Origin of the sequence: Pleurocapsa sp. CCALA 161 (assembly GCF_003003995.1) — a bacterium.
Taxonomy (GTDB): domain Bacteria; phylum Cyanobacteriota; class Cyanobacteriia; order Cyanobacteriales; family Xenococcaceae; genus Waterburya.
On the sequence record NZ_PVWF01000050.1, the window covers coordinates 1 to 20,081 of the forward strand.

16 protein-coding genes are annotated in these 20,081 nt (G+C 40.3%); 6 read left to right on the plus strand and 10 right to left on the minus strand.

The features are described 5' to 3' along the window. Nucleotides 1-162: 162 nt before the first annotated feature. Both C7B62_RS13350 and C7B62_RS13355 read right to left on the minus strand, forming a co-directional pair. Nucleotides 163-1,446, minus strand: coding sequence for a YcjF family protein (locus C7B62_RS13350; protein ID WP_106236938.1), 1,284 nt, complete (start codon nucleotides 1,444-1,446; stop codon nucleotides 163-165). A gap of 23 nt (nucleotides 1,447-1,469) precedes the next feature. Further along, nucleotides 1,470-1,808: a hypothetical protein gene (locus C7B62_RS13355; protein ID WP_106236941.1), complete on the minus strand. Its 339-nt coding sequence runs from the start codon at nucleotides 1,806-1,808 to the stop codon at nucleotides 1,470-1,472. Nucleotides 1,809-1,932: 124 nt separating this feature from the next. Between C7B62_RS13355 and aat the strand changes: the two genes are divergently transcribed. Further along, a complete protein-coding gene (gene aat, locus C7B62_RS13360; protein WP_106236943.1) occupies nucleotides 1,933-2,508 on the plus strand; it encodes a leucyl/phenylalanyl-tRNA--protein transferase in 576 nt (191 codons plus the stop codon). Nucleotides 2,509-3,185: 677 nt separating this feature from the next. Continuing rightward, on the plus strand, nucleotides 3,186-6,137 hold the full coding sequence (gene polA, locus C7B62_RS13365; protein ID WP_106236946.1) for a DNA polymerase I: 2,952 nt from the start codon (nucleotides 3,186-3,188) through the stop codon (nucleotides 6,135-6,137). A 49-nt stretch (nucleotides 6,138-6,186) separates the two neighbouring features. Here polA and C7B62_RS13370 read toward each other — a convergent pair whose 3' ends face one another. Both C7B62_RS13370 and C7B62_RS13375 read right to left on the minus strand, forming a co-directional pair. Then, entirely contained in the window at nucleotides 6,187-7,365 is a 1,179-nt protein-coding gene (locus C7B62_RS13370; RefSeq protein WP_106236949.1) for a lipopolysaccharide assembly protein LapB, read from the minus strand. A 9-nt stretch (nucleotides 7,366-7,374) separates the two neighbouring features. Beyond that, nucleotides 7,375-9,906, minus strand: coding sequence for a DNA topoisomerase (ATP-hydrolyzing) subunit A (locus C7B62_RS13375; RefSeq protein WP_106236952.1), 2,532 nt, complete (start codon nucleotides 9,904-9,906; stop codon nucleotides 7,375-7,377). A gap of 236 nt (nucleotides 9,907-10,142) precedes the next feature. Here C7B62_RS13375 and C7B62_RS13380 point away from each other — a divergent pair, with 236 nt between their 5' ends. Next, nucleotides 10,143-10,541, plus strand: a complete 399-nt coding sequence (locus tag C7B62_RS13380) for a response regulator (protein ID WP_106236954.1) — start codon at nucleotides 10,143-10,145, stop codon at nucleotides 10,539-10,541. A 170-nt stretch (nucleotides 10,542-10,711) separates the two neighbouring features. Here C7B62_RS13380 and C7B62_RS13385 read toward each other — a convergent pair whose 3' ends face one another. The 4 genes from C7B62_RS13385 to C7B62_RS13400 form a co-directional block, all read right to left on the minus strand. Further along, the gene (locus C7B62_RS13385; RefSeq protein ID WP_106236957.1) at nucleotides 10,712-11,869 is read right to left on the minus strand and encodes a glycosyltransferase family 1 protein; all 1,158 of its coding nucleotides are present in this window, start codon (nucleotides 11,867-11,869) and stop codon (nucleotides 10,712-10,714) included. Nucleotides 11,870-11,882: 13 nt separating this feature from the next. Beyond that, a complete protein-coding gene (locus C7B62_RS13390; RefSeq protein ID WP_106236959.1) occupies nucleotides 11,883-12,326 on the minus strand; it encodes an SRPBCC family protein in 444 nt (147 codons plus the stop codon). Nucleotides 12,327-12,429: 103 nt separating this feature from the next. Next, a complete protein-coding gene (gene zds, locus C7B62_RS13395) occupies nucleotides 12,430-13,887 on the minus strand; it encodes a 9,9'-di-cis-zeta-carotene desaturase (RefSeq protein WP_106236962.1) in 1,458 nt (485 codons plus the stop codon). 58 nt (nucleotides 13,888-13,945) lie between these two features. Then, nucleotides 13,946-14,572: a hypothetical protein gene (locus tag C7B62_RS13400; RefSeq protein ID WP_106236964.1), complete on the minus strand. Its 627-nt coding sequence runs from the start codon at nucleotides 14,570-14,572 to the stop codon at nucleotides 13,946-13,948. Nucleotides 14,573-14,798: 226 nt separating this feature from the next. On the opposite strand from C7B62_RS13400, the gene C7B62_RS26995 reads away from it, so the two are divergent. The 3 genes from C7B62_RS26995 to C7B62_RS13410 all read left to right on the plus strand — a co-directional run bounded on the left by C7B62_RS26995 (nucleotide 14,799) and on the right by C7B62_RS13410 (nucleotide 17,870). Continuing rightward, complete coding sequence (locus C7B62_RS26995; protein ID WP_146132100.1) at nucleotides 14,799-14,939, plus strand: HAMP domain-containing sensor histidine kinase; 141 nt, start codon at nucleotides 14,799-14,801, stop codon at nucleotides 14,937-14,939. Nucleotides 14,940-15,201: 262 nt separating this feature from the next. Continuing rightward, nucleotides 15,202-16,638: an SLC13 family permease gene (locus C7B62_RS13405; protein ID WP_106236967.1), complete on the plus strand. Its 1,437-nt coding sequence runs from the start codon at nucleotides 15,202-15,204 to the stop codon at nucleotides 16,636-16,638. A gap of 56 nt (nucleotides 16,639-16,694) precedes the next feature. After that, the gene (locus tag C7B62_RS13410) at nucleotides 16,695-17,870 is read left to right on the plus strand and encodes a glycerate kinase (RefSeq protein ID WP_106236970.1); all 1,176 of its coding nucleotides are present in this window, start codon (nucleotides 16,695-16,697) and stop codon (nucleotides 17,868-17,870) included. 14 nt (nucleotides 17,871-17,884) lie between these two features. On the opposite strand, the gene C7B62_RS13415 is transcribed toward C7B62_RS13410, so the two are convergent. Continuing rightward, nucleotides 17,885-19,417, minus strand: a complete 1,533-nt coding sequence (locus tag C7B62_RS13415) for an anthranilate synthase component I family protein (RefSeq protein ID WP_106236973.1) — start codon at nucleotides 19,415-19,417, stop codon at nucleotides 17,885-17,887. Nucleotides 19,418-19,593: 176 nt separating this feature from the next. Continuing rightward, a complete protein-coding gene (locus C7B62_RS13420) occupies nucleotides 19,594-20,028 on the minus strand; it encodes a photosystem I reaction center subunit II PsaD (RefSeq protein WP_106236975.1) in 435 nt (144 codons plus the stop codon). Nucleotides 20,029-20,081: the final 53 nt, after the last annotated feature.

The window sequence follows — 20,081 nt, forward strand, 5'->3', positions numbered from 1 at the left end:
GCGTTTGCGGGGGACGAATCCCTCTCAACCGCGCATTTACCAATATAGGGACTATTACAAGCTCTGTCAACCCCTTGGAAGAAAATAATTTTAAATTATTTCTTTTTTACGCCTAAAATGCTTCTGGGTATGACTTTGAAGGATTTTGAAAAGTTTATCTGGTTACTGCCGAATATTTTTGAATTGCTCTTGAGCTGAAGCAAAAGATTTTTTCATCACAGACTGAATTTTCTTTGCGTCAGGTTTTTTGCCTCCCATTAAGTCGCCGAAATAGACACAAGCACCTTCTCCGAGTGACCAAGTGTAAGCCGCTGCCCAAGATGCAGCAAGAACACTACCAAAACCTGGAATGAATTTAACTAATTCTCGCCCAATCGCCTGAGCAAAAAAACCACCAGCGATCGCACTGGCAATTCCTCCAGCCTGAGAAGGAGATAAAGTCTGTCCATACAGTTTACCTAACAACCCAACTAGGGATATTTGCAAAGCAGTTAATACTGGCATCGTCGTAAAGGGTAAAGGAACAGCAGCTAAAGTAGCCGCCATAGTGGAAAATGCTACTAGATAGCGTCGGGCTGTATCACGGTAAAGATTACCCAGTTCTTCACTAACGTTATTGTCCAGTAATTGATGGATTGTTCTCGATTCAGCTTCGGGGAGTAATTCCGCTAGAGCTTCAGTGAATGCCTCTAAGCCGTAGAAAGTGGGATTAAAACCATCTTCTTCGAGGGTAAAGTCAACTAATACAGAGCGGTAGCTTTGCTTGCCGTAGGTATCACCTAGTTCATTTAAATCTTGTTGAATTGCCTGAAATGCTCGTTTAACTGTTTCATAGTTTGGAGGATATTCTGGATGATCTGCCACGTCAGCGGGATAAACTTCGTGCAGACAAGTAACTGCCAGCAAACAAGGTATGTTGGGATATTCTTGGCGCAATTGTTTGGCTATCTGTCGCAAAGTTTCGGTGGCAAAGTCAGTAATTTTTACTGTAAGAATAAAAATTCTAGCGCGTTGAGTATCTTGGTCTAGTTCTGCTTTAAGTTCTTGAATAATATTTTGAGTATTTTGATTAATATCTCCCAAGCCAACGGTATCGGTGAATATCAAGAGAGGAAGATCTTCAGAAGGATAAGCGTATCTTTCTGTATTTTGAGTATGGGGACGAAAACCCTGACCAATAATTTCCGCAGATACTCCTGTTAAACCGCGAATAATTGAACTTTTGCCCGCTTGAGGCTTACCGATTAATAGAGCCTCGGTTGTTGGCAACTTGTCTCTGACGCTAGTAAGTATTTCAGCAACTTGTTCATCGCTGATATTAAACCAACTGGTGGCTTTTCTAGCAACACTATTGGTCGGCAGGAATTTTTTGAGCCATCTTGTAGCATCATCTACATTTTTTGATGCTCGATCTTGCCAATCATTCAACCAGGAAAATTTGCTCATCTCTAGCAGCTAAGTTACAAAAATTATGCGCCACAGCAACGATCTATACCTAAACTATCTAAAATTAAATCGCTGACGGCATTAGCAACAGCAAATTCACTGTAAAAACTGCGACTAAAATCAAAAGCTCGCATTTCGGCAATGATAGCTATTACTAGTGAACCCAAATCGTTTTCTCCTTCCATACGTTGACGAACAAATATTTTGGCTGCTTTTTCTGCTATTTTGCCATTAACCAGCTCGGGCAAGAATTCTTCATCTAACCAAGTATGCAAAGACTCCCTCAGCCATACTTCTTCTTTCTCAGGGTACTGTAAGTTAGGTAAAGTTATAGGAGCGATGGGTTCAGCAGGATCAGTCATTGTAGTTAGTTTGGTTGAACTGGATTTAAAAAGTCAATGATCAACTATGAGCTACTAATCAATTAATAGAGGTATTTTCTTATTTAAGCATCTCTATTTAGAAATAGATAATTAAAGTAAAAGCATGGAATTTGATCTTCCTTCAATTGTGGATAGATACAGCCAAGGTTATTTTTTAATGGCAGGAGATGATGATCGCTTGGACTGGTATTCTAGTCGTCAGCGTACCTTAATTCCCTTAGGCGATCGCTTTCGCTATCCGAAATCTTTACAAAGAGTACTTAATCAAGAACGCTTTTCTGTAGCAATTAACCGTGATTTTAAAGCAGTTTGCTCAGGCTGTAGCGATCGCGAGAGTACTTGGATTTCTGAGGAACTAAAGGAGATTTATTTGGCTTTACACCAAGCTGGCTATGCCCATAGCTTTGAGACTTGGAAGGGAGATGAGTTAGCTGGAGGAATTCTAGGTATTGCGATCAAAGGCGCTTTTATTGGCGAATCAATGTTTTATCGCCTTCCAGAAGGGTCGAAAGTGGCGATGGTGAAGCTAGTGGAGCATTTGAGATCAAGGGAATATGTCGTGTTTGATGCTCAATTACAAAACCCCCATTTAGAACGTTTCGGCTCGATTATTGTTAGTTCGGGACAATATCAAAAAATGCTGCATCAAGCCATGTGCCGAAACTGTGTTTTTGTCTAAACCGATCAAATCATTGGCACTTACAAATATATTGCCCAATGCTAAAAATCGACCATGATATTATTTATTCATGAATCGCATCTTTAAGTTTATTTGGTTTGTCTAGTTTATAAATTGGGTCAGAAAGAAGTAAAATCGGGCTAGGCTTTGAGAGACCTCCTTGAATTTTAGGACTTTAAAGACATAAGTTTGAAACTAACTAGCCTTCAAAATACTTCTTTCCACTGTCTTTTCGCAAACTTAACAAGACTTCCCAATGAAACAATTTGTAGCTTTAAATTCGAGAGCAAAGTGTTTAAGTAGTTTTCAATAATTGTGGTGTGAACTATCGCACAACAGCTTTTTTTGATAATATTTTAGATCTCGGCAGCTAGCCATATCTGGCAAAGATTACGGCTTTTTTAGTGCTATTTGTTCTTTAAATAACTAGTAACAGCTAAATTAAGTCGCCTATTAGTTACCTTAATCTAAATGATGCGCTATTGTGTAGATTCATAGCGGGAGGTACTTGCTAGAATCTTGCTTGGAAAGAAGGTTTGATGTACTTCTTTGTACCTGTTGTTAATTTAGCATTCTTGACTTAGCAAAACAAGATATATTCACTAGTGTTTACAGTATTTAACAAGCTGAAATATTAGCTTGATTTAAATAAATCTTTTTATTCGCAATTAAATTGTATGTCATCCATAGTCGTAGCCAAGTCCAGTTCAAATAATACTAAACCATTGTTAATTCTGCTGGATGGTCATTCTTTGGCGTTTCGGGCTTATTATGCCTTTAATAATTCTCGAACAGAGCCTTTGGTGACTTCCCGAGGAGTTCCTACTAGCATTTGTTTTGGTTTTATCAATTCTTTAATACAGGTATTAGAAATAGAATCACCTCATTCTATGGCGATCGCTTTTGATTTAAGTGAGGCAACTTTCCGTCATCAAGCTGATGGGAACTATAAAAGCGATCGCACCGAAACTCCCGCAGATTTTATTCCCGACATCAAAAACCTGCAAAAGCTACTTTTGGGCTTTAACTTGCTGATGCTGACTAAGGGGGGATACGAAGCAGATGACATCCTAGGTACTATTGCCACCAGAGCGAGTGAAGCGGGGTACAGGGTTAAAATTGTCACGGGCGATCGCGATTTATTCCAGATGGTAGATGATGAGAAAGGAATTAGCGTTCTCTATTTACACAATCAAGCCTTTCGGCAATCAGCCACCAGCTATACTGAATTCGATCAGGCGGGGGTAATTGAAAAGATGGGGGTTACTCCTGAACAAATTGTCGACTACAAAGCGCTGTGTGGTGATAAATCGGACTGTATTCCAGGAGTTAAAGGAATCGGTGATAAAACAGCAGTAAAACTTTTGAAAGAGTATCAGACTTTATCTGGAGTATATGACAATTTAGACAAGATTAAAGGAGCAAACCAGAAAAAACTAGCTGAGGGAAAAAAAGAGGCTTGGCATTCTCAGTTTTTGGCTCAGATCGAAACTAATGCCCCAATTGAAATTGACTTACAAGACTGTGAGTTAGTTGGTTTTGAACCAGAAGCTGTATTACCGCTACTGGAAGAATTAGAGCTAAAAAAAGCGATTAAGAACCTGCATAAGCTACAGGTAAAACTTGGTGGAGAAGGAGAAATTAAACAGATTGAGGTTTTACCCTCTGGGGTTAAAAATAATAGCAATGGTCAATTATCTTTATTCGACAAAATTGAACCCAAAGTACCACAAGAACTATTCAAGCCAGAGTTAAACACCCAGATTATCGACACCCAAGAGAAGCTCAAGCAACTGGTTAAAACTCTAAAGCAGCATACCGATCCTCAAAAGCCTGTAGCTTGGGATACAGAGACTAATTCTTTAGCAACCCATTTAGCCGAATTAGTTGGTATTGGTTGTTGCTGGGGTGATTACCCTGCGGGTACGCTTGGCGATCGCGATCCAGATATTGCCTACATACCTCTAGCTCACACAGCAGGAACACAGCTAGATAAAAAGTTAGTTTTAGATACCCTCAAGCCGATCTTGGAAAGCGATCGCTTTCCCAAGGCTTTCCAAAACGCCAAGTTTGATCGCTTGGTATTACATCACCAAGGAATTAACTTAGAGGGAGTGGTGTTCGATACGATGCTGGCAAGTTATGTCTTAGATCCTGAAAAAACTCATAATTTGGCAGATCTATCTGAGCGTTATGGCTTGGAAAATAAGGCAAAAAGCTATAAAGATTTAGGTATACCCAAAGGGAAAACTATTGCTGATTTAGACATTGATGTAGTTGCTGATTACTGCGGATTGGATGCCTATGCAACCTACTATCTTGTGGATAAGCTGAAAGTCAAATTAAGAGAAGTTCCAGAACTAGAAAAGCTGCTATTGGATGTAGAACAACCTTTAGAACCTGTGTTGGCGACAATGGAAAATACAGGCATTAGATTAGATACCAAATATCTCCAGCAGTTTGCTCAACAGCTAAATCAAGACTTATTCAAGCTTGAACAGGATACTTATCAAGCAGCAGGAGAGGAATTTAATTTAAGTTCCCCAAAACAGTTAAGTGTAATCCTGTTTGAGAAATTAGGGCTTGATCTTAAGAAATCCCGCAAAACCAAAACAGGTTATTCCACCAATCAACAGGTACTAGAAAAGCTGCGGGGAGATCATCCTGTAATCGACAATATGCTAGAGTACCGAACTTTAGCTAAACTTAAATCTACTTACGTTGATGCTTTACCTGCTCTAGTGAGAAAGTCCACAGGAAGGCTACATACAGACTTTAATCAATCAGTCGTTGCTACAGGCAGATTATCCTCTTCTAATCCTAATCTGCAAAACATTCCCATCCGTACCGAGTTTTCGCGCCAGATTCGTCAGGCGTTTATTCCCGAAGAGGGTTGGTTACTAGTTGCTGCTGACTATTCCCAAATTGAACTAAGAATTTTGGCTCATCTTAGCCAAGAGCCTGTTTTAATAGATGCTTACTGTAATGGGAAAGATGTTCATAAGGTAACGGCACAACTGCTGTTTGATAAATTAGACATTACTTCAGAAGAAAGACGTTTAGGTAAAATTATTAACTTTGGCGTAATTTATGGCATGGGAGCGCAAAGATTTTCCCGTGAATCTGGTTTTAAAACTGATGTTGGTAAAAAGTTTATTGAAAAATATCGTGAGCAATATGCCCATGTGTTTGGGTATCTAGAAAATGTCAAAAAACAGGCGATCGCTTTAGGTTATGTTCAGACAATTTTAGGTAGAAGACGTTACGTTAATTTATTTAGCGACAGTCTTAAAATGCTGCGGGGAAGCGATCCAGCAGTAATTAATTTAGATCATTTAGATTACAGCTATAACGATGCTCAAACCTTAAGAGCAGCAGCTAATGCGCCGATCCAGGGTTCTAGTGCAGATATTATTAAGCTGGCGATGATTAAGCTACAGAATATCTTAAAAGACTATCAAGCTAGGTTATTACTACAGGTGCATGACGAATTAGTACTAGAAGTTCCCCCTGAAGAATGGCAACAATTACAGCCGATCATTAAATCCACTATGGAAAATGCTGTTCAGTTAAGCATTCCTTTGGCAGTGGATATTAATGCAGGTAAAAACTGGATGGAAGCAAAATAAAATGTTTATTTAGGTTAAACCTTAGGTTTAACCTAAACCACTCGTCGCTCTATAGCTTGGCGATCTGCTGCTGAAAATACTCGACTTTATAATCTAGCGCTTGAGCTAATTTTAAAGCTTGCTGAAAATACTGCTTGGCTTGTGTTTTTCGCTCTGATTTTAAATATATTTTGCCCAATGTATCATAAGTATTGATTAAGCCATAATGATTATAAGACTGGCGTTGTATTGTCAGTAGCTGAGTAAAAGTGGCGATCGCTTTTTTTTCTTGTCTCTCTTTGAGATACAGTTTTCCCAGACTGTCTAAGGCATCATCGGCGATCGCTAATTGTTGGGTTGTGGAAGCTAATCTAAATCCTCGCTCATAAGCTTCAATAGCTTTGGGAGTTTGAGTTAAAGTTTGATAGTCATGGGCGATCGCCAATTCTAATTTAGCCACTTGAGCTAGTTTTTTAACCGCAGTATAGTTTTCAATTAAACGCTCTCTAGTGGCTATAGCTGGGGCAATTTGATTAGTGCGGTCGTAGAGATTGATTAAAGTATTTAAATAGAAATTAACTTGCTCTGAATTAGATTTTGATTCAGCCAAAGTCAATAATTCTTGATAGGTTTTGGCTGCTGATGAATAGTTAAATTTGGCTATATAAAGTTCCCCTAAAGTTTTAAGGTTTGCTTCAACTGCAACTAAATTCTTTTGCTGTTTATTGTTGCTCAGGATTTGTTGATAAATAGCGATCGCCTGCTCTGGATATTTTATCTGTTGATAGGCTATAGCAAAGCGTTCTAGTAATTTAGAATCTAAATCGGCAATAGTTATTTTTTTCTCGATCCCCATTAAACGATTAGCAATATTTCGTAGATCCCCAGCTCGGTTTTCTTGCCAAGCGATCGCGCCAACTTTACCTAGAGCTTCAATTTCCACTTCGGTATTAATAGCGCGAGCAAGTTTTAATTGGCGGTAGAATAGTTCAAATGATCTATTTGTATTCCCTTGCTGCAACTCTTGCGTTGCGGTTTGTTCCAGCCGTTCAATCTCCTGCTTAAGGCGATAAATTTCAAAGGAAGATAGCTGCCGTTTACCATAACCATCAGGAATTAAAGGATCGCGAGAATCTACTCCCGTTTGTAAAGGATTAGCTATCTGGGATTGAGCCAATAATTTTTGCGTAGCTAAAAGATTAATACTTCCCGCCAAGAAACAGCTCAATACAACCTTCCAACTATTCACTTATTACTCCTAACTCGAAAATGGATATACTCCAGTAATAACCTCATTAGCTTTTAATTGACCAACTCTCGCTCCTGGATCATTTTTATCTGCTTTGATAAGGCTGTTAACAGGTAAGATTAGCCTACGATCGATACTGGTGGTGAGGACAATATTTTCTTGATCCGTAGTTGCGATAATTCCCGCTAAGGTATCTTCTTTAATTGTAAATTGAATTGCTTGAGTGCCAATATCCCCTCGATTTCCTAATCTGAGAGAGTTAACGGGGATCACTTTACCAAATCCTAATTGAGAAATCACAGCCAGAGAATCCTCTGATTTGACATTACAGCAACCTGCCAGATTTTCTTTCACTCGTAAACGCATGACCCTACTTCCCTGAGCATTTCTACCCATCAAAGGGATCTGTAGATCGTCAATTGGTAACCTTAAGATACGTCCCCCAGTAGTAGCGATCGCCATTTCTGCTTCAATGGTAAAGCAAAAGTATTTAAGAGTGTCTTTTTCCTTGAGCTTGATTAAAACTAATCCCCGATTGCCTAGAGCCTCTAATTCTTGAGCAGCTAGACGTTTAATGATCCCCTTGTCCGTCAACATAATTAGATCTAAATTCTGCTGTTCGGGGAGGAAGAAATGCGCCACCGTACCCTGAGCATCTCTTTGTGCTGCGGATGATAGTAGCTCTAAAGCTGGTAATTTAGTCGTTTCTAGGCTAGAAGGAACTTCTTTAATCGGTACAGGATAAGCTTTGCCACTATCAGTAACCACAATTAGCTGATCGCGATCGCCAATTTCTTCTTGATGAAGGAGAAAATCTTGACCCTGTTGGGGAACAGCAGGAGCAGCTTCTTCCTCTGTAGGCGGGTTTGACCAATAAATACAGCCAGAGCTAGTTACCTTTAATTTGGCTTCGAAAGAGCGTTCAAAAGTGAGAGTTGGGGATACTGTCAAAGCTGGATCTTTGGTAGGTTTGCTAGGAGTTTTCTGCTCCTGAGATTTTGGCTGAGTAGGTGAGGGGAGAAGATCTTCGCTAATTGCTACGTTAATAATCCGAGTTCGACGTTTATCATTAAACTTGCGTTTGAGGGAACGTAATTCTTTTTTAAGAGATTTCAAGAGTTCATGGCGATCGCCTAAAATGTTACTCAATTCGGCAATTCTTTCTTGAAGATCTGCTGATTCTGTTTCTAACTTCTGCCTTTCCAAGCCTGTTAAACGGCGCATCGGCATTGCCAAAATCGAATCTCCCTGAGTAGGGGACAAGTCAAGCTCCTCTTGAAGTTGTATTTTAGCAGTAGTACCGTCAGGAGCATGGCGCAGAATTTCGATTACTGCATCCAGCTGGTTGAGAGCCAATAATAATCCTTCTACGAGATGCAGCCTTTGATTAGCCTGCTCTAATTCGTGACTATATTGCCTTCTAAGAGTTTCTTCGCGGAATTTGAGGAATTCTTCTAAGATACCGCGTAAGGGTAGCTGAACTGGCTTATTATCCACTAATGCCAGCATAATTGTTCCAAAATTACTTTGTAATGCTGTCTGGCGATAAAGCTGATGTAATACCTTTTTAGCCGTAAGATCTTTTTTGAGTTCAATCACGACTCGCATCCCACTGCGATCGCTTTCGTCTCGAATATCTGAAATACCCTCAATTTTGCCTTGGTTAACCAAAGCAGCAACCTTTTCAATCCACCCCGCCTTATTGACTTGATAGGGTAGTTCGGTAATTACCAGAGCTTTCTTTTCTTTACGACGTTTTTTACCTGTGGCAATTTTTTCAATTTGAGCAATCCCCCGCATTTTAATGATGCCTTTTCCTGTGCGATAGGCATCTTGGATTCCCTGAACCTCAACAATTTCCCCACCTGTGGGAAAATCAGGCCCAGGTATAAGTTCCCAGAGTTTTTCGTCAGTTATGGTAGGACGATCTATCAGAGCAATTAGACCATCTACTACCTCACCCAAATTGTGAGGGGGAATATTGGTAGCCATGCCAACGGCAATTCCCGAACAGCCATTAAGCAACAGAATTGGTAGTTGGACAGGTAGAACAACAGGTTCGGTTTGAGAACTATCAAAATTGTCGCTAAAATTTACCGTAGATTCCCCAATCTCGGTCAACATTGCTTCATAAGCTACAGGCGCTAATCTGGTTTCGGTATAACGCATTGCTGCGGGGGGATCGTTATCTACCGAACCAAAGTTACCATGACCATCTAAAAGAGGATAGCGGGTAGAAAAGCTCTGTACCAAACGGACTAAAGCATCATACACCGACTGATCGCCATGAGGATGATATTTACCTAAAACATCCCCCACAACACGAGCGCACTTACGATAGGGACGATCTGGGGTAAGTCCCAATTCATACATTGCATAGAGAATGCGCCGATGTACAGGCTTCAATCCATCACGCACGTCAGGTAAGGCTCGACCCACAATGACGCTCATAGCATATTCTAGATATGATCTCTCCATTTCCTGATGTAAAGGAGTGGGGATAATCTGACCGTTTCCTAACAAATTAAGCTGCTGTGCCATTCAAAAGTCTCCAAGATTTACCAAAAAAGATGCCCAAAAAAATTGAGGCTGAGTTAACGAGAATCATCAAGATTTAAAAATATAGCGCAGTTGGACTTTGATTATGTTTTAGTTAAACTTTGCGATCTCGCCGTTTTAAGCCACAATAAACAAAAGCTGATCTAAGCTAAATTTCGCTCTTGGTAGTTTTTAATCTTAAGTTTCCTAAATCCAACCTGACTTTCTGAGTAACATCTATGACAACGGTTTTGATTGTAGAAGATGATCCGATCAATTTGCGTGTTTTTTCCAAAATACTCACAAAAAGAGGCGGTTTGCAAGTCAAAGGGACAGAAGTTGTCGAAGAAGTCTTGCATTATGCTCAGTCTGGAGAAATAGATGCAATTTTGATGGATGTTGCTCTAGCTAATAGTTCTTATCAGGGTAAACCAGTAGATGGGATCAAAATCACTCAAATGCTTAAAGCAGATGACAAAACTGCTAATTTACCAATAATTTTGGTGACTGCTCACGCTATGGAAGGCGATCGCGAAAACTTTCTTAAGCAGAGTGGTGCAGACGGCTATATTTCTAAACCAGTAGTCGATCATGAAGCATTTATTCATCAAATCGTTTCTTTAATCAATAAGACATAATCTCAAATTTTGCAATCAAGCTTAATCGATCTTCTTTTGCTGTGAATTCTATCTTAGTACAATAGTTCTTTTAGTCTACTTTTGGCAACTTTTGACTGAGGACAAAATCTTTCCCTTGGCTGACTGTTCAGGAAATTAATTGAAATGACTATATTGTTCTAATCTTTGGTTCAGTTGCCAGAATTCAAGCAATTTTCCAATACCTGACCAACACCTTGTGCGGTAAGTTCCCAGCTAAAAAGCTTGCCTCTAGCTAATCCCTGGTGAATCAGATTAGTTTTTAATTCCGTATTGGTTAATATTTGATACATTCCTTGAGCAATGCTGTCTACACTGTAAGGATCGACATATAAGACACTATTTCCGCCAACTTCAGGAATAGATGTAACTTTAGAGGTAATGACGGGACAACCACAAGCCATCGCCTCTAATACAGGTAGTCCAAACCCTTCATACAGTGAAGCAAAAACTAAAGCTTGAGCCATTGAATATAGGCTAGGAAGAACAGCGGTTGGGACATAATCGAGAAAGATGATGCGATCTTTAGCAGCAAGTTTGGCGGTTTGACGCTCAATTTCGGGATAGAAAAAATCGTCTTTTTTTCCTGTAATTACAAATTGATAATCTTTGAGGGGTAAACTGTCAAAAGCTTCCAGGCAGCGACTCAAATTTTTATAAAAGCGCATATCGCCCACGTAAAGCAGATATTTATCCAAGCCGTATTGCTGAAGAATTCTAGGATCGGCTTGAGGATAAAACAAATCCTGAGCATAGCCGTTGTAAACTACGTTAATTGAGTCAGGATCAAGCCGATAGTTTTTGACTAGATCTTGCTTGGTATATTCAGAGACGCAGATAATGCCTTGAGACTGTTTTAGTAAAAAAGGTAGAGCGTAAAGATAGTAATATTTCCACTTAGGACTTAGTTCGGGATACTTGAGGGGGATTAAATCATGGACAGTTACTATCTGCGGAATACAAGGGAAAAAAATGCCTTCAGCTACGGGAGAAAAAAATAGGTCAGCTTGCTGATGTTTAAACTGTTGATTTAATACGGTTTGATACCAGAAAATTCGCTTAATGTGTCCTGAAAAACCGCGATCGGGGGATAATGAGGGATCTACTGGGATCACCTGTTGGGGATATTGAGATTTAAAGCAATCTGCTTGAGAATACAGCCGAAAATTAAACTGGCGTTGGTCAAGTGAATCTTTTAGGCAATTACCATTCATTAATTCAGCAATTAAGTTCTGATTAACTACCCCCAAACCACTACCTTGTTCTTGAATATAAGTGCCGTTGATGGCGATTTTAGGCAGCTGGGACATTAGTTATTACTAATTACTTTTCATCTCGTTTGGCGATCGCATATTCCTTAAATCGTTCAAGATCAGCCATTACCGTAGACTCAACGATATCGCCGATTAAACTATCCATCAGCTTACCAATAATCCCTGGAACGGCATAAGCAAAAGACATTTTGACAATACAGCTATCTTTGCGATCGTAAAAGCGAATTGCCCCTTTATTGGGTAAACCATCCACAGACTGCCATTCGATTATTTGCTCGGGAACAACCTGAACAATGCGTGACAGCCAAGTAAAGTTAAAACCTCCAGTAGCTAGTTTCCAGCGGGATAATTCGGGGTTTTCTGCTAAGATTTTGACCGACTCGATCCACTTCATCCAGATTGTCATCTGTTCGAGATCTGACCATAGACTCCAGGCTAATTCAATGCTTACGGGAACTTCAATTTGGACGGTATGTTCTAGCCAGTCAGTCATGGCGCTTCTCCTGTGAAGATTGTCGGGTGGGCTGTACCCAGTTTTTAATTATCTAATGTTTCAGCAATAATAAGACCCACCTGATTTAAATTGCGATCGCGCGTTATGCTACTACCGCCTTTAATTGTTCGACATAGGCTAAAATTGCTTTAGCTGCCTGTTTACCTGATAGGGTAGCTCCTTCCATGCTATCGATATAGTCTTGCTGAGTATAGCTACCAGCTAAAAAGAAATTACTGATAGGAGTGTGTTGGGGTGGACGATAGGGATCCATTCCTGGCGCTTCTCGATAGAGAGATTCTGCGAGCTTAACCACGCTGTACCAAGTCATATTCAACTCTCTCGAAGAAGGAAATAGCTTGTGTACCTGTGCCAGAATATGCTGGGCAATATCTTCATTTTTTTCTTTAATAAAGGGGTCGCCTGGAGTAAGGACTAACTGAAGTAATGAACCCTCTCCTGGTTTATAGTAATCTGCTGGACTGGTTAAAGCTAAATCGGCAAAACAAGAAAAATCTGCATCAGGTGTATAAAGCAAATTATCAATTCCTGCAGCCTTTTGTAATTGCTGGCGATTTTCTGCGTCATTTAATTCGGTTACCCAACCATCAAAACGCAACTGTACCGTGGCAACAGGAACCGCATCTAGCTGGTAGATGTTATCGAATTCTGACCATTTGCGCCAAGCTTGAGGAATTACCTTCTTAATTCCAGGTACGTCACAAGCACAGACATAGGCATCCGCTCTAATAGTTTTTGTGGTTTCACCATTGCTCACCACAATTCCAGTAACTTTCGTGGTGTCGCCCAAATCTTCAAACAAGATTTCTTTAACTCGATGACGAGTATGAATTTTTGTCCCTCGCGCCTCAAGGTAATCCACAATAGGCTTGTGGAGATACTCACTAGGAGAGCCTTCAAGCATTCTTAAAACAGAGGCTTCAGTTTTAGTAGCGAAAAACTGAAAAATAGTTAACATGCAGCGAGCGGAGATATTTTCCGTATCAATAAAGCCTAACGCATAGGCAATCGGATCCCACATCTTTCTCAAGCTGCCGTTGTTCCCACCGTGACTGCGAAACCAGTCCGCAAAGCTAATCGAATCAAGATTGCGAATTATTCTCATTGCTCCTTCAGGATCAATCAAGGCTCTGACAATAGGACTTGTCCCTAAAGCCAAAGAGTTAGCTGCTTTATCAACCGTTGAGAGTTGCGAGGTAGTGAAAAAAGCCTTCAAACCGTTGAAGGGTGCGCCAGTTAGAAAGCGAAAATCGAGTTCACCGATTCTCCCTCCTTCATTAATAAAAGTATGGGTGTGCTGCTTAAGACGCAGGTTATCCAATGCACCTACCTTTGCCATTAAGCCAAACAAATTATAGTAGCAGCCAAAAAAGACGTGCAGCCCCATTTCCAGATGATTACCATCTTTGTCTATCCAGCTACCAACTTTGCCTCCCACAAACGGGCGAGCTTCAAATATTTCTATCTCAGCACCCGCATCAACTAAATCAATAGCTGTTGCCATGCCTGCTAATCCTGCACCAACAATTGCTACGCGCATTAAATTCCTGATTTCCCAACAGCGGTTACTTTACATATTGTAAGATAAATCGCCCTTCTTAATTCTCTTCGCCAAATGTTTTGAGCCTTGTGAAAAAAGAAGACATATCGGGTAAAGGAATAAACTGATGAATGATCTTAGTTCCTGCCGTAAAATCTGACCACACAGGATTGTAGGATAGTCCCCAATTAGAAATCAACGATACACTTGAACGTGAGCTTGCTGGATTATTAACCGCTTTTTTCAAATTTGGGCTATCTTTCTCTTGGGTGGCAGTTGGTGTCTGACGTTCTGATAGTTCTGCTGTAGCTGACATCTCAGATTTGGGCTTATCTAAACTATCTAAACTAATGGTGTTAGATTCAAAAGGGCTGGCACTTAAGTCTGACAAATCGCAAAGATGCTTGGGCAATTTACGACAGATTAATCGTTCAAACTCGTAAGTGAAATGAGGATTAGGTGTGCCGATACGCAGCCAAACATTTAAAATTTGCTCAATTGAGATTGCTTTGTAACGTCCTAGGTAGAGCGCTTCGATAGTCGCCAATCTAATCCAGTTAGCATGATACATATCTAGCCAATACTCTAGTAGTTTTTCGGCATGATCGCGCCCTAAATCAAAAGCATAACTATCAATCAAGGAGCGAGCTTGTGCCAAGGATAAATCTTGAGTTAGTTCATTCATTGATCTTTGTTAATTAAAGTTGCTTAAAAATACAGATTTTTTGATTCGAGAAACTTAAAGTCAGAAGTAAAACTTCGATCTAATTCTAGCGACTAAATTAAAATCTATCTAGATTAAATGCGATCGCATTTAATTTATTGATCAACTAGAATGCTTATTTAAGTTAAACGATTTATTTCAGCTTTATTTTGCCCCAAAATTATAATTAAATTAGCATAGCCCTCAAATAAAATCGGCAGGAGCAGGTTTGGGTTTAGCAATTGTCAAAGCGATCGCCGCAGCCCATAAAAGTTCGATTCGTCTTGATTCCCATTTGGGGATGGGAGCTAAATTTACGATTGTGTTTGTTGCCCTTAAGAAGAAGTAAGGAAGGGGCTAGGGAGCAATCAACAATCAACAATTAACAAAACCATAAGAAGTTTCTCATGGTTTATTAACAACACATTCATAAAGAAGACATTAAATAAGGTTTAAGCAAAGGTTAACAATTTAGATTCCTAAGAAGACTTTGAATTGGAAGCGCTTGAGAAGAGCGATTAGCAGAGTCACTCTTTGGATACTAGGCGATTACCAGAAGGGTAGGCTTCGCGATCGCACCTAGCCCACCAGATGACTTAAATACTTAGAAAATGCCTCAAAAAATTATACCCCCAAGCAAATTTTTATCTGATCAATCAGTCCATTTCTGGCAGCAAAAAACTTTTTTAGTGCCTGTATTAATTACCATAGCAGCGATTATCGTCAGTTTGCCTGCTAGCTTACCAGTTCAGGGACGTTTAGCCTTATTTACCTTTTTGGTGGCAACCATTTTTTGGTCAATCACCTCCCTCAATGCAGCTTACGTTGCTTTATGTTCAGCAATCATGCTGGTTTTAACAGGGGCAATATCCCAAGAACAATTTTTTGCTTCGATGGGTTCAAAGGTAGTTTGGTTAATGATTGGGGCGTTTATTTTGGGCAATGCGGTCAAAGAGACTGGTTTAGCAGCCAGGTTAACCTACATGGTAGTAGCCAAAGCTAATAATGTCGCTAATCTCTTTTGGTTATTAACGACAGTCCTGATTCCTCTTTCTTTCTTAATTCCCTCAACTTCTGGTCGGGCTGCTGTCACTTATCCTGTATTTCGCAGTATTACAGAGGAGATCGCTGACAAGCAAATTAGACGTACTCTCTGTTTATTGATGCCTACCGTTATTTTGGTTTCTACCATTGTTTCTTTAACAGGTGCAGGTTCTCATTTAGTTGCTAACGATCTTCTAGAACAGATTGCCAAGCAAGAAATTTCTTTCGGTCAATGGATACTTTATGGTTTGCCTTTTGGGGTAGTCGCTAGTTACATCTCTTGCTGGGTTACCTCGCGGACGTTTTTGAATAAAGAACAGTTACAGAAGCCATTAAACCTACCACAATTACCAGCACAATCTTTGTCTCTAAAAGAGCGAAAAACTTTGGGGATTACCTTACTCATGCTGATTTTTTGGTTAACAGAAGCTTGGCATGGATTGGAAATTGCCACAGTCACGATGATTGGAGCAGTATTCCTGACAATGCCCAGATTTGGAGTAGTTCAATGGAAAAGCAGTGTTAAAGCTGTTTCTTGGAATTTAATTATCTTTGTGGCAGCTACTTTAGTTTTGGGACATTCTCTAATTGAGTCTGGTGCATCTCAGTGGATTTTCGACCACATTTTTCACTGGAGCGACGTACATAGCACCCGATCTAGTTTGATTATTTTTGTCTTGCTGGCAATTATTTCTCTCACTTCCCATATCTATATGACTTCTCACACCGCTAGAGCAGCAGCTTTAGTCCCTCCCTTGCTTTACCTTGCCAGCAGTTTAAACCTCAATCCAGTAGCAGTAATGTTTCTTAGTACTTTGGGAATGGATTATTGTTTAACTTTTCCAGTTAGTTCTAAAGCGTTGCTGGTTTATCAAGAATTAGATGAAGACGGTTTTCAACCCCAAGATTTGCTTCGTCTAAGTTCGGTGCTGATTGTGATTCATCTTGTCCTGATGGTCTTATTTTACTACACCTGGTGGCGATGGGTGGGGTTATCGCTTTGAAAAACAATTAATTAATCAAATAAAAAAAGCGGCTAAATTAACCGCAGGAGATAATAATGACACTTAATATTTTAATTGCTCCCTCTGGATTTAAAGAAAGTATTGATGCCGAACAAGTTGCTGATTGTATTGCCCAAGGCATTGTTAGAGCTATACCTGATGTCCGAATCTTCAAAGTACCTTTGGTAGATGGTGGAGAAGGATTTACCAAAACCTTAGTTGCAGCTACGGGTGGTACATTGCATCATCTGGAAGTAACTGGCCCTGTTGGCGAAAAAGTCACTGCTCATTTTGGCTTTTTGGGCAAAACTAAAGTTAAAACTGCGGTGTTAGAAATGGCAGCAGCAGCAGGCTTACGTCTTGTGCCTTCAGATTTGCGCAATCCTTTGGTAACAACTACCTACGGTGTTGGCGAATTGATTAAAGCAGCTTTAGATGCTGGTGCAGAAAGAATCTTAGTTGGTTGTGGTGATTCTGGTACTAATGATGGTGGTGCAGGTATGGCACAAGCTTTGGGAGTAAAGTTATTGGATGACCATGGCAAAGAATTAGGTTTAGGTTGCAGTGAATTAATTAAACTCAAACAAATTGATATCTCGCAAAGAGATTCACGTCTCGACAAAGTACAAATTGATGTCGCTTGCAATTGGCATAATGTTTTGTGTGGATTAGAGGGGGTAGCAAGAGTCTTTGGGCCACAAAAAGGTGCTTCACCCGAAATTGTCGACCAAATGGAATTAGCACTGGAACATTACGCTAGCGCGATCGCAACTCATTTGAATATCGATGTGAAAGAAATGCCTGGTAGTGGTGCATCTGGTGGTTTGGGGACTGGTTTACATGCTTTGATTGGAGCTAGATTATACCCCCGTTACGAAATTGTCATGCAATATTTGGATTTGGATAAATTAATCCCAGAAGTCGATTTAGTGATTACAGCAGAGGGTTGTATCGATTATCAAACGCCACGGGGTAAAATTCCTGCCGAAGTTGCCAAGCGAGCTAAACTTTACGATTTACCCGTAATTGCTTTAGTGGGGACGATTGGTGAAGGGGCAGACCTTAACTTACACCACGGCATCGATCACTATACAAGTATTTTGAGCTATCCTTGTCAACTTAATGAAGCGATCGCCCAAACGGCAACCCTCCTGACCAATACTGCTGAACAAATTGCCCGTTTGCTTTTGGTAGGAAAACAAATTCGTCGTGCGACTTTCGCTGGATGGTAAGATCACCTACTAGCTTAATTAATACTTCTAATGGCTTCTAGTAAACCTCTAGCTTTATTTAAAGTTTCTTGATACTCCGATTCGGGAACAGAATCAGCCACCATCCCAGCCCCTGACTGAACTGAAACCAGACATTGATTGTCTTGATAAGGGCGAACAATCATCGTGCGAATGGTGATCGCAGTATTTAACTGTCCCTCAAAGTCGTAATAGCCATAGACTCCAGAATAAGGACCACGCCTTTCTGACTCTAGTTCATGAATAATTTCCATAGCCCTGATTTTTGGTGCGCCACTAACCGTCCCCGCAGGAAAACAGGCTTTTAATAAATCCCAAGCAGTTTTACCAGGTTCAATTTCTCCCACTACATTGCTGACAATGTGCATGACATGAGAATAGCGCTCGATCACCATTAATTCATCCACCACAACACTACCCTTAACGCAAACTCGTCCAAGATCATTGCGTCCAAGATCTACCAGCATAATATGCTCGGCAACTTCTTTGGGGTCAGCTAACAAGTCTGCTGCATAAGCTCGATCTTCTCCCTCAGTTTTTCCTCGGGGGCGAGTACCCGCAATGGGTCTTAGGGTAGCAGTGAGTCGATCATTTTCGGTTAAATCCGCCTTAACCATAACTTCGGGAGACGAGCCAATTAGCTGCCAATCGCCAAACTGATAGTAGCTCATATAGGGAGAAGGATTAACCAACCGTAGGGAGCGATATAAATTAAAGGGATGTCCTTTATAAACAGTAGAAAGTTTTTGGGATAAGACTGCCTGAAAAATATCCCCTGCATGAATATACTCTTTTACTTTATTGACGTTAGCGCAAAACAGCTTTTTATCGGTATTGCTACAGTAGACTATCCCGCCATCTTCTGATGAACTAGTGTGATGGGGATTCCAAGCTAATACTTTTGCTTCGATGGGTAAAGGTAACTGAAGCTTAAGTATCAATTTTGTCACGCGATCGCCAGCTATCTGATAGGCTTGTTCTATGGTTTGACCCTCATCTCGTAAGTCGGCATAGGAAATCGCCCAGATTTTGCGCTTCACCTGGTCAAAAATAATCACGTTATCTACCTGCATCCAGACTCCATCGGGCAAGTCTTCAGGTTTAAGTTCTTGAACGGGAACTCGTGGTTCAATCCAGCGAATTAACTCATAACCCCAGACCCCAAATAATCCCCCAATGCCAGGAGGAAGTTCTGGTAGCTTTACAGGTTTAATCGATTCAAGACATTGATTACAAATCTCAAAAGGATTGCCTTTAAATGTGTCAATCGACCCATCTCGGTGAGTCTGAGTAGTTGTTTCGCCTCTAGCTTCTAATACCCACATGGGGTCGCAGCCTAAAAAACTATAGCGACCCAATTTTTCTTCTCCCTCAACCGATTCTAAAAGAAAGTTGTAAGGTTGACCCGCACATACTTTATACCAAGCCGACACAGGTGTTTCCAAATCAGCAACCAATTCTTGATATACAGGAATAAAATTACCTCGTTGCGCTAGTTCAGTAAACTGCTCTAAATTGGGAAAAATCATATTAGAGTACGTAGAAAAAAGGACTGATATATCTCTAAAAAGCTAATGGTTAAAACAGCATTACTAGCAGTTGCATATTTAAACTAGCAACATCAAAAACTTCCATAAAAAAGAAGGATAAGTCAGAAACATAATTTGTTTTTGCTCGATCCTTCTTAATGTTATCTGCTTGCTGGCTATACCTCGTAAGGTGCTTTCCCAGAAAACTTAATTGTAGCTGGCTGAGGGTTTTGACCAATTCTGCGGTCTTTTGTACCGTGATATTCCCTGCCCTCGTTTACTTTCTCTGGGAAAACGCCATCCGCAGGATGGAGATATTGAATTTCTCCGCTGGGAAAGATGCGATAGACTTTGTAGTCTTGAATTTTGGGCTTGAATTTATTACGGAATTGCGCTCCTAAAGCTAGACACTGTTCTTTGCGCGCTAAATAAAGCAGGTTTTCTCCTTCATTCATAATCGCTGCACCACCAGTAGGCATTTCAAAGACTTGCTCTTTATTGCTTGTCCAGGTGATCGCGTATTTTTCTTCTACTTCTGCTTTGGTTAGTAAGCCACCTGTGCTACCACCAAACTGGGGAGTCTTCCCAGAAAGCTTCATTGTTTCTGCCATGTTAATAAAAATCCTCAATTAAAGGTATTTAGCGCATCCTATCATTCGCTTCG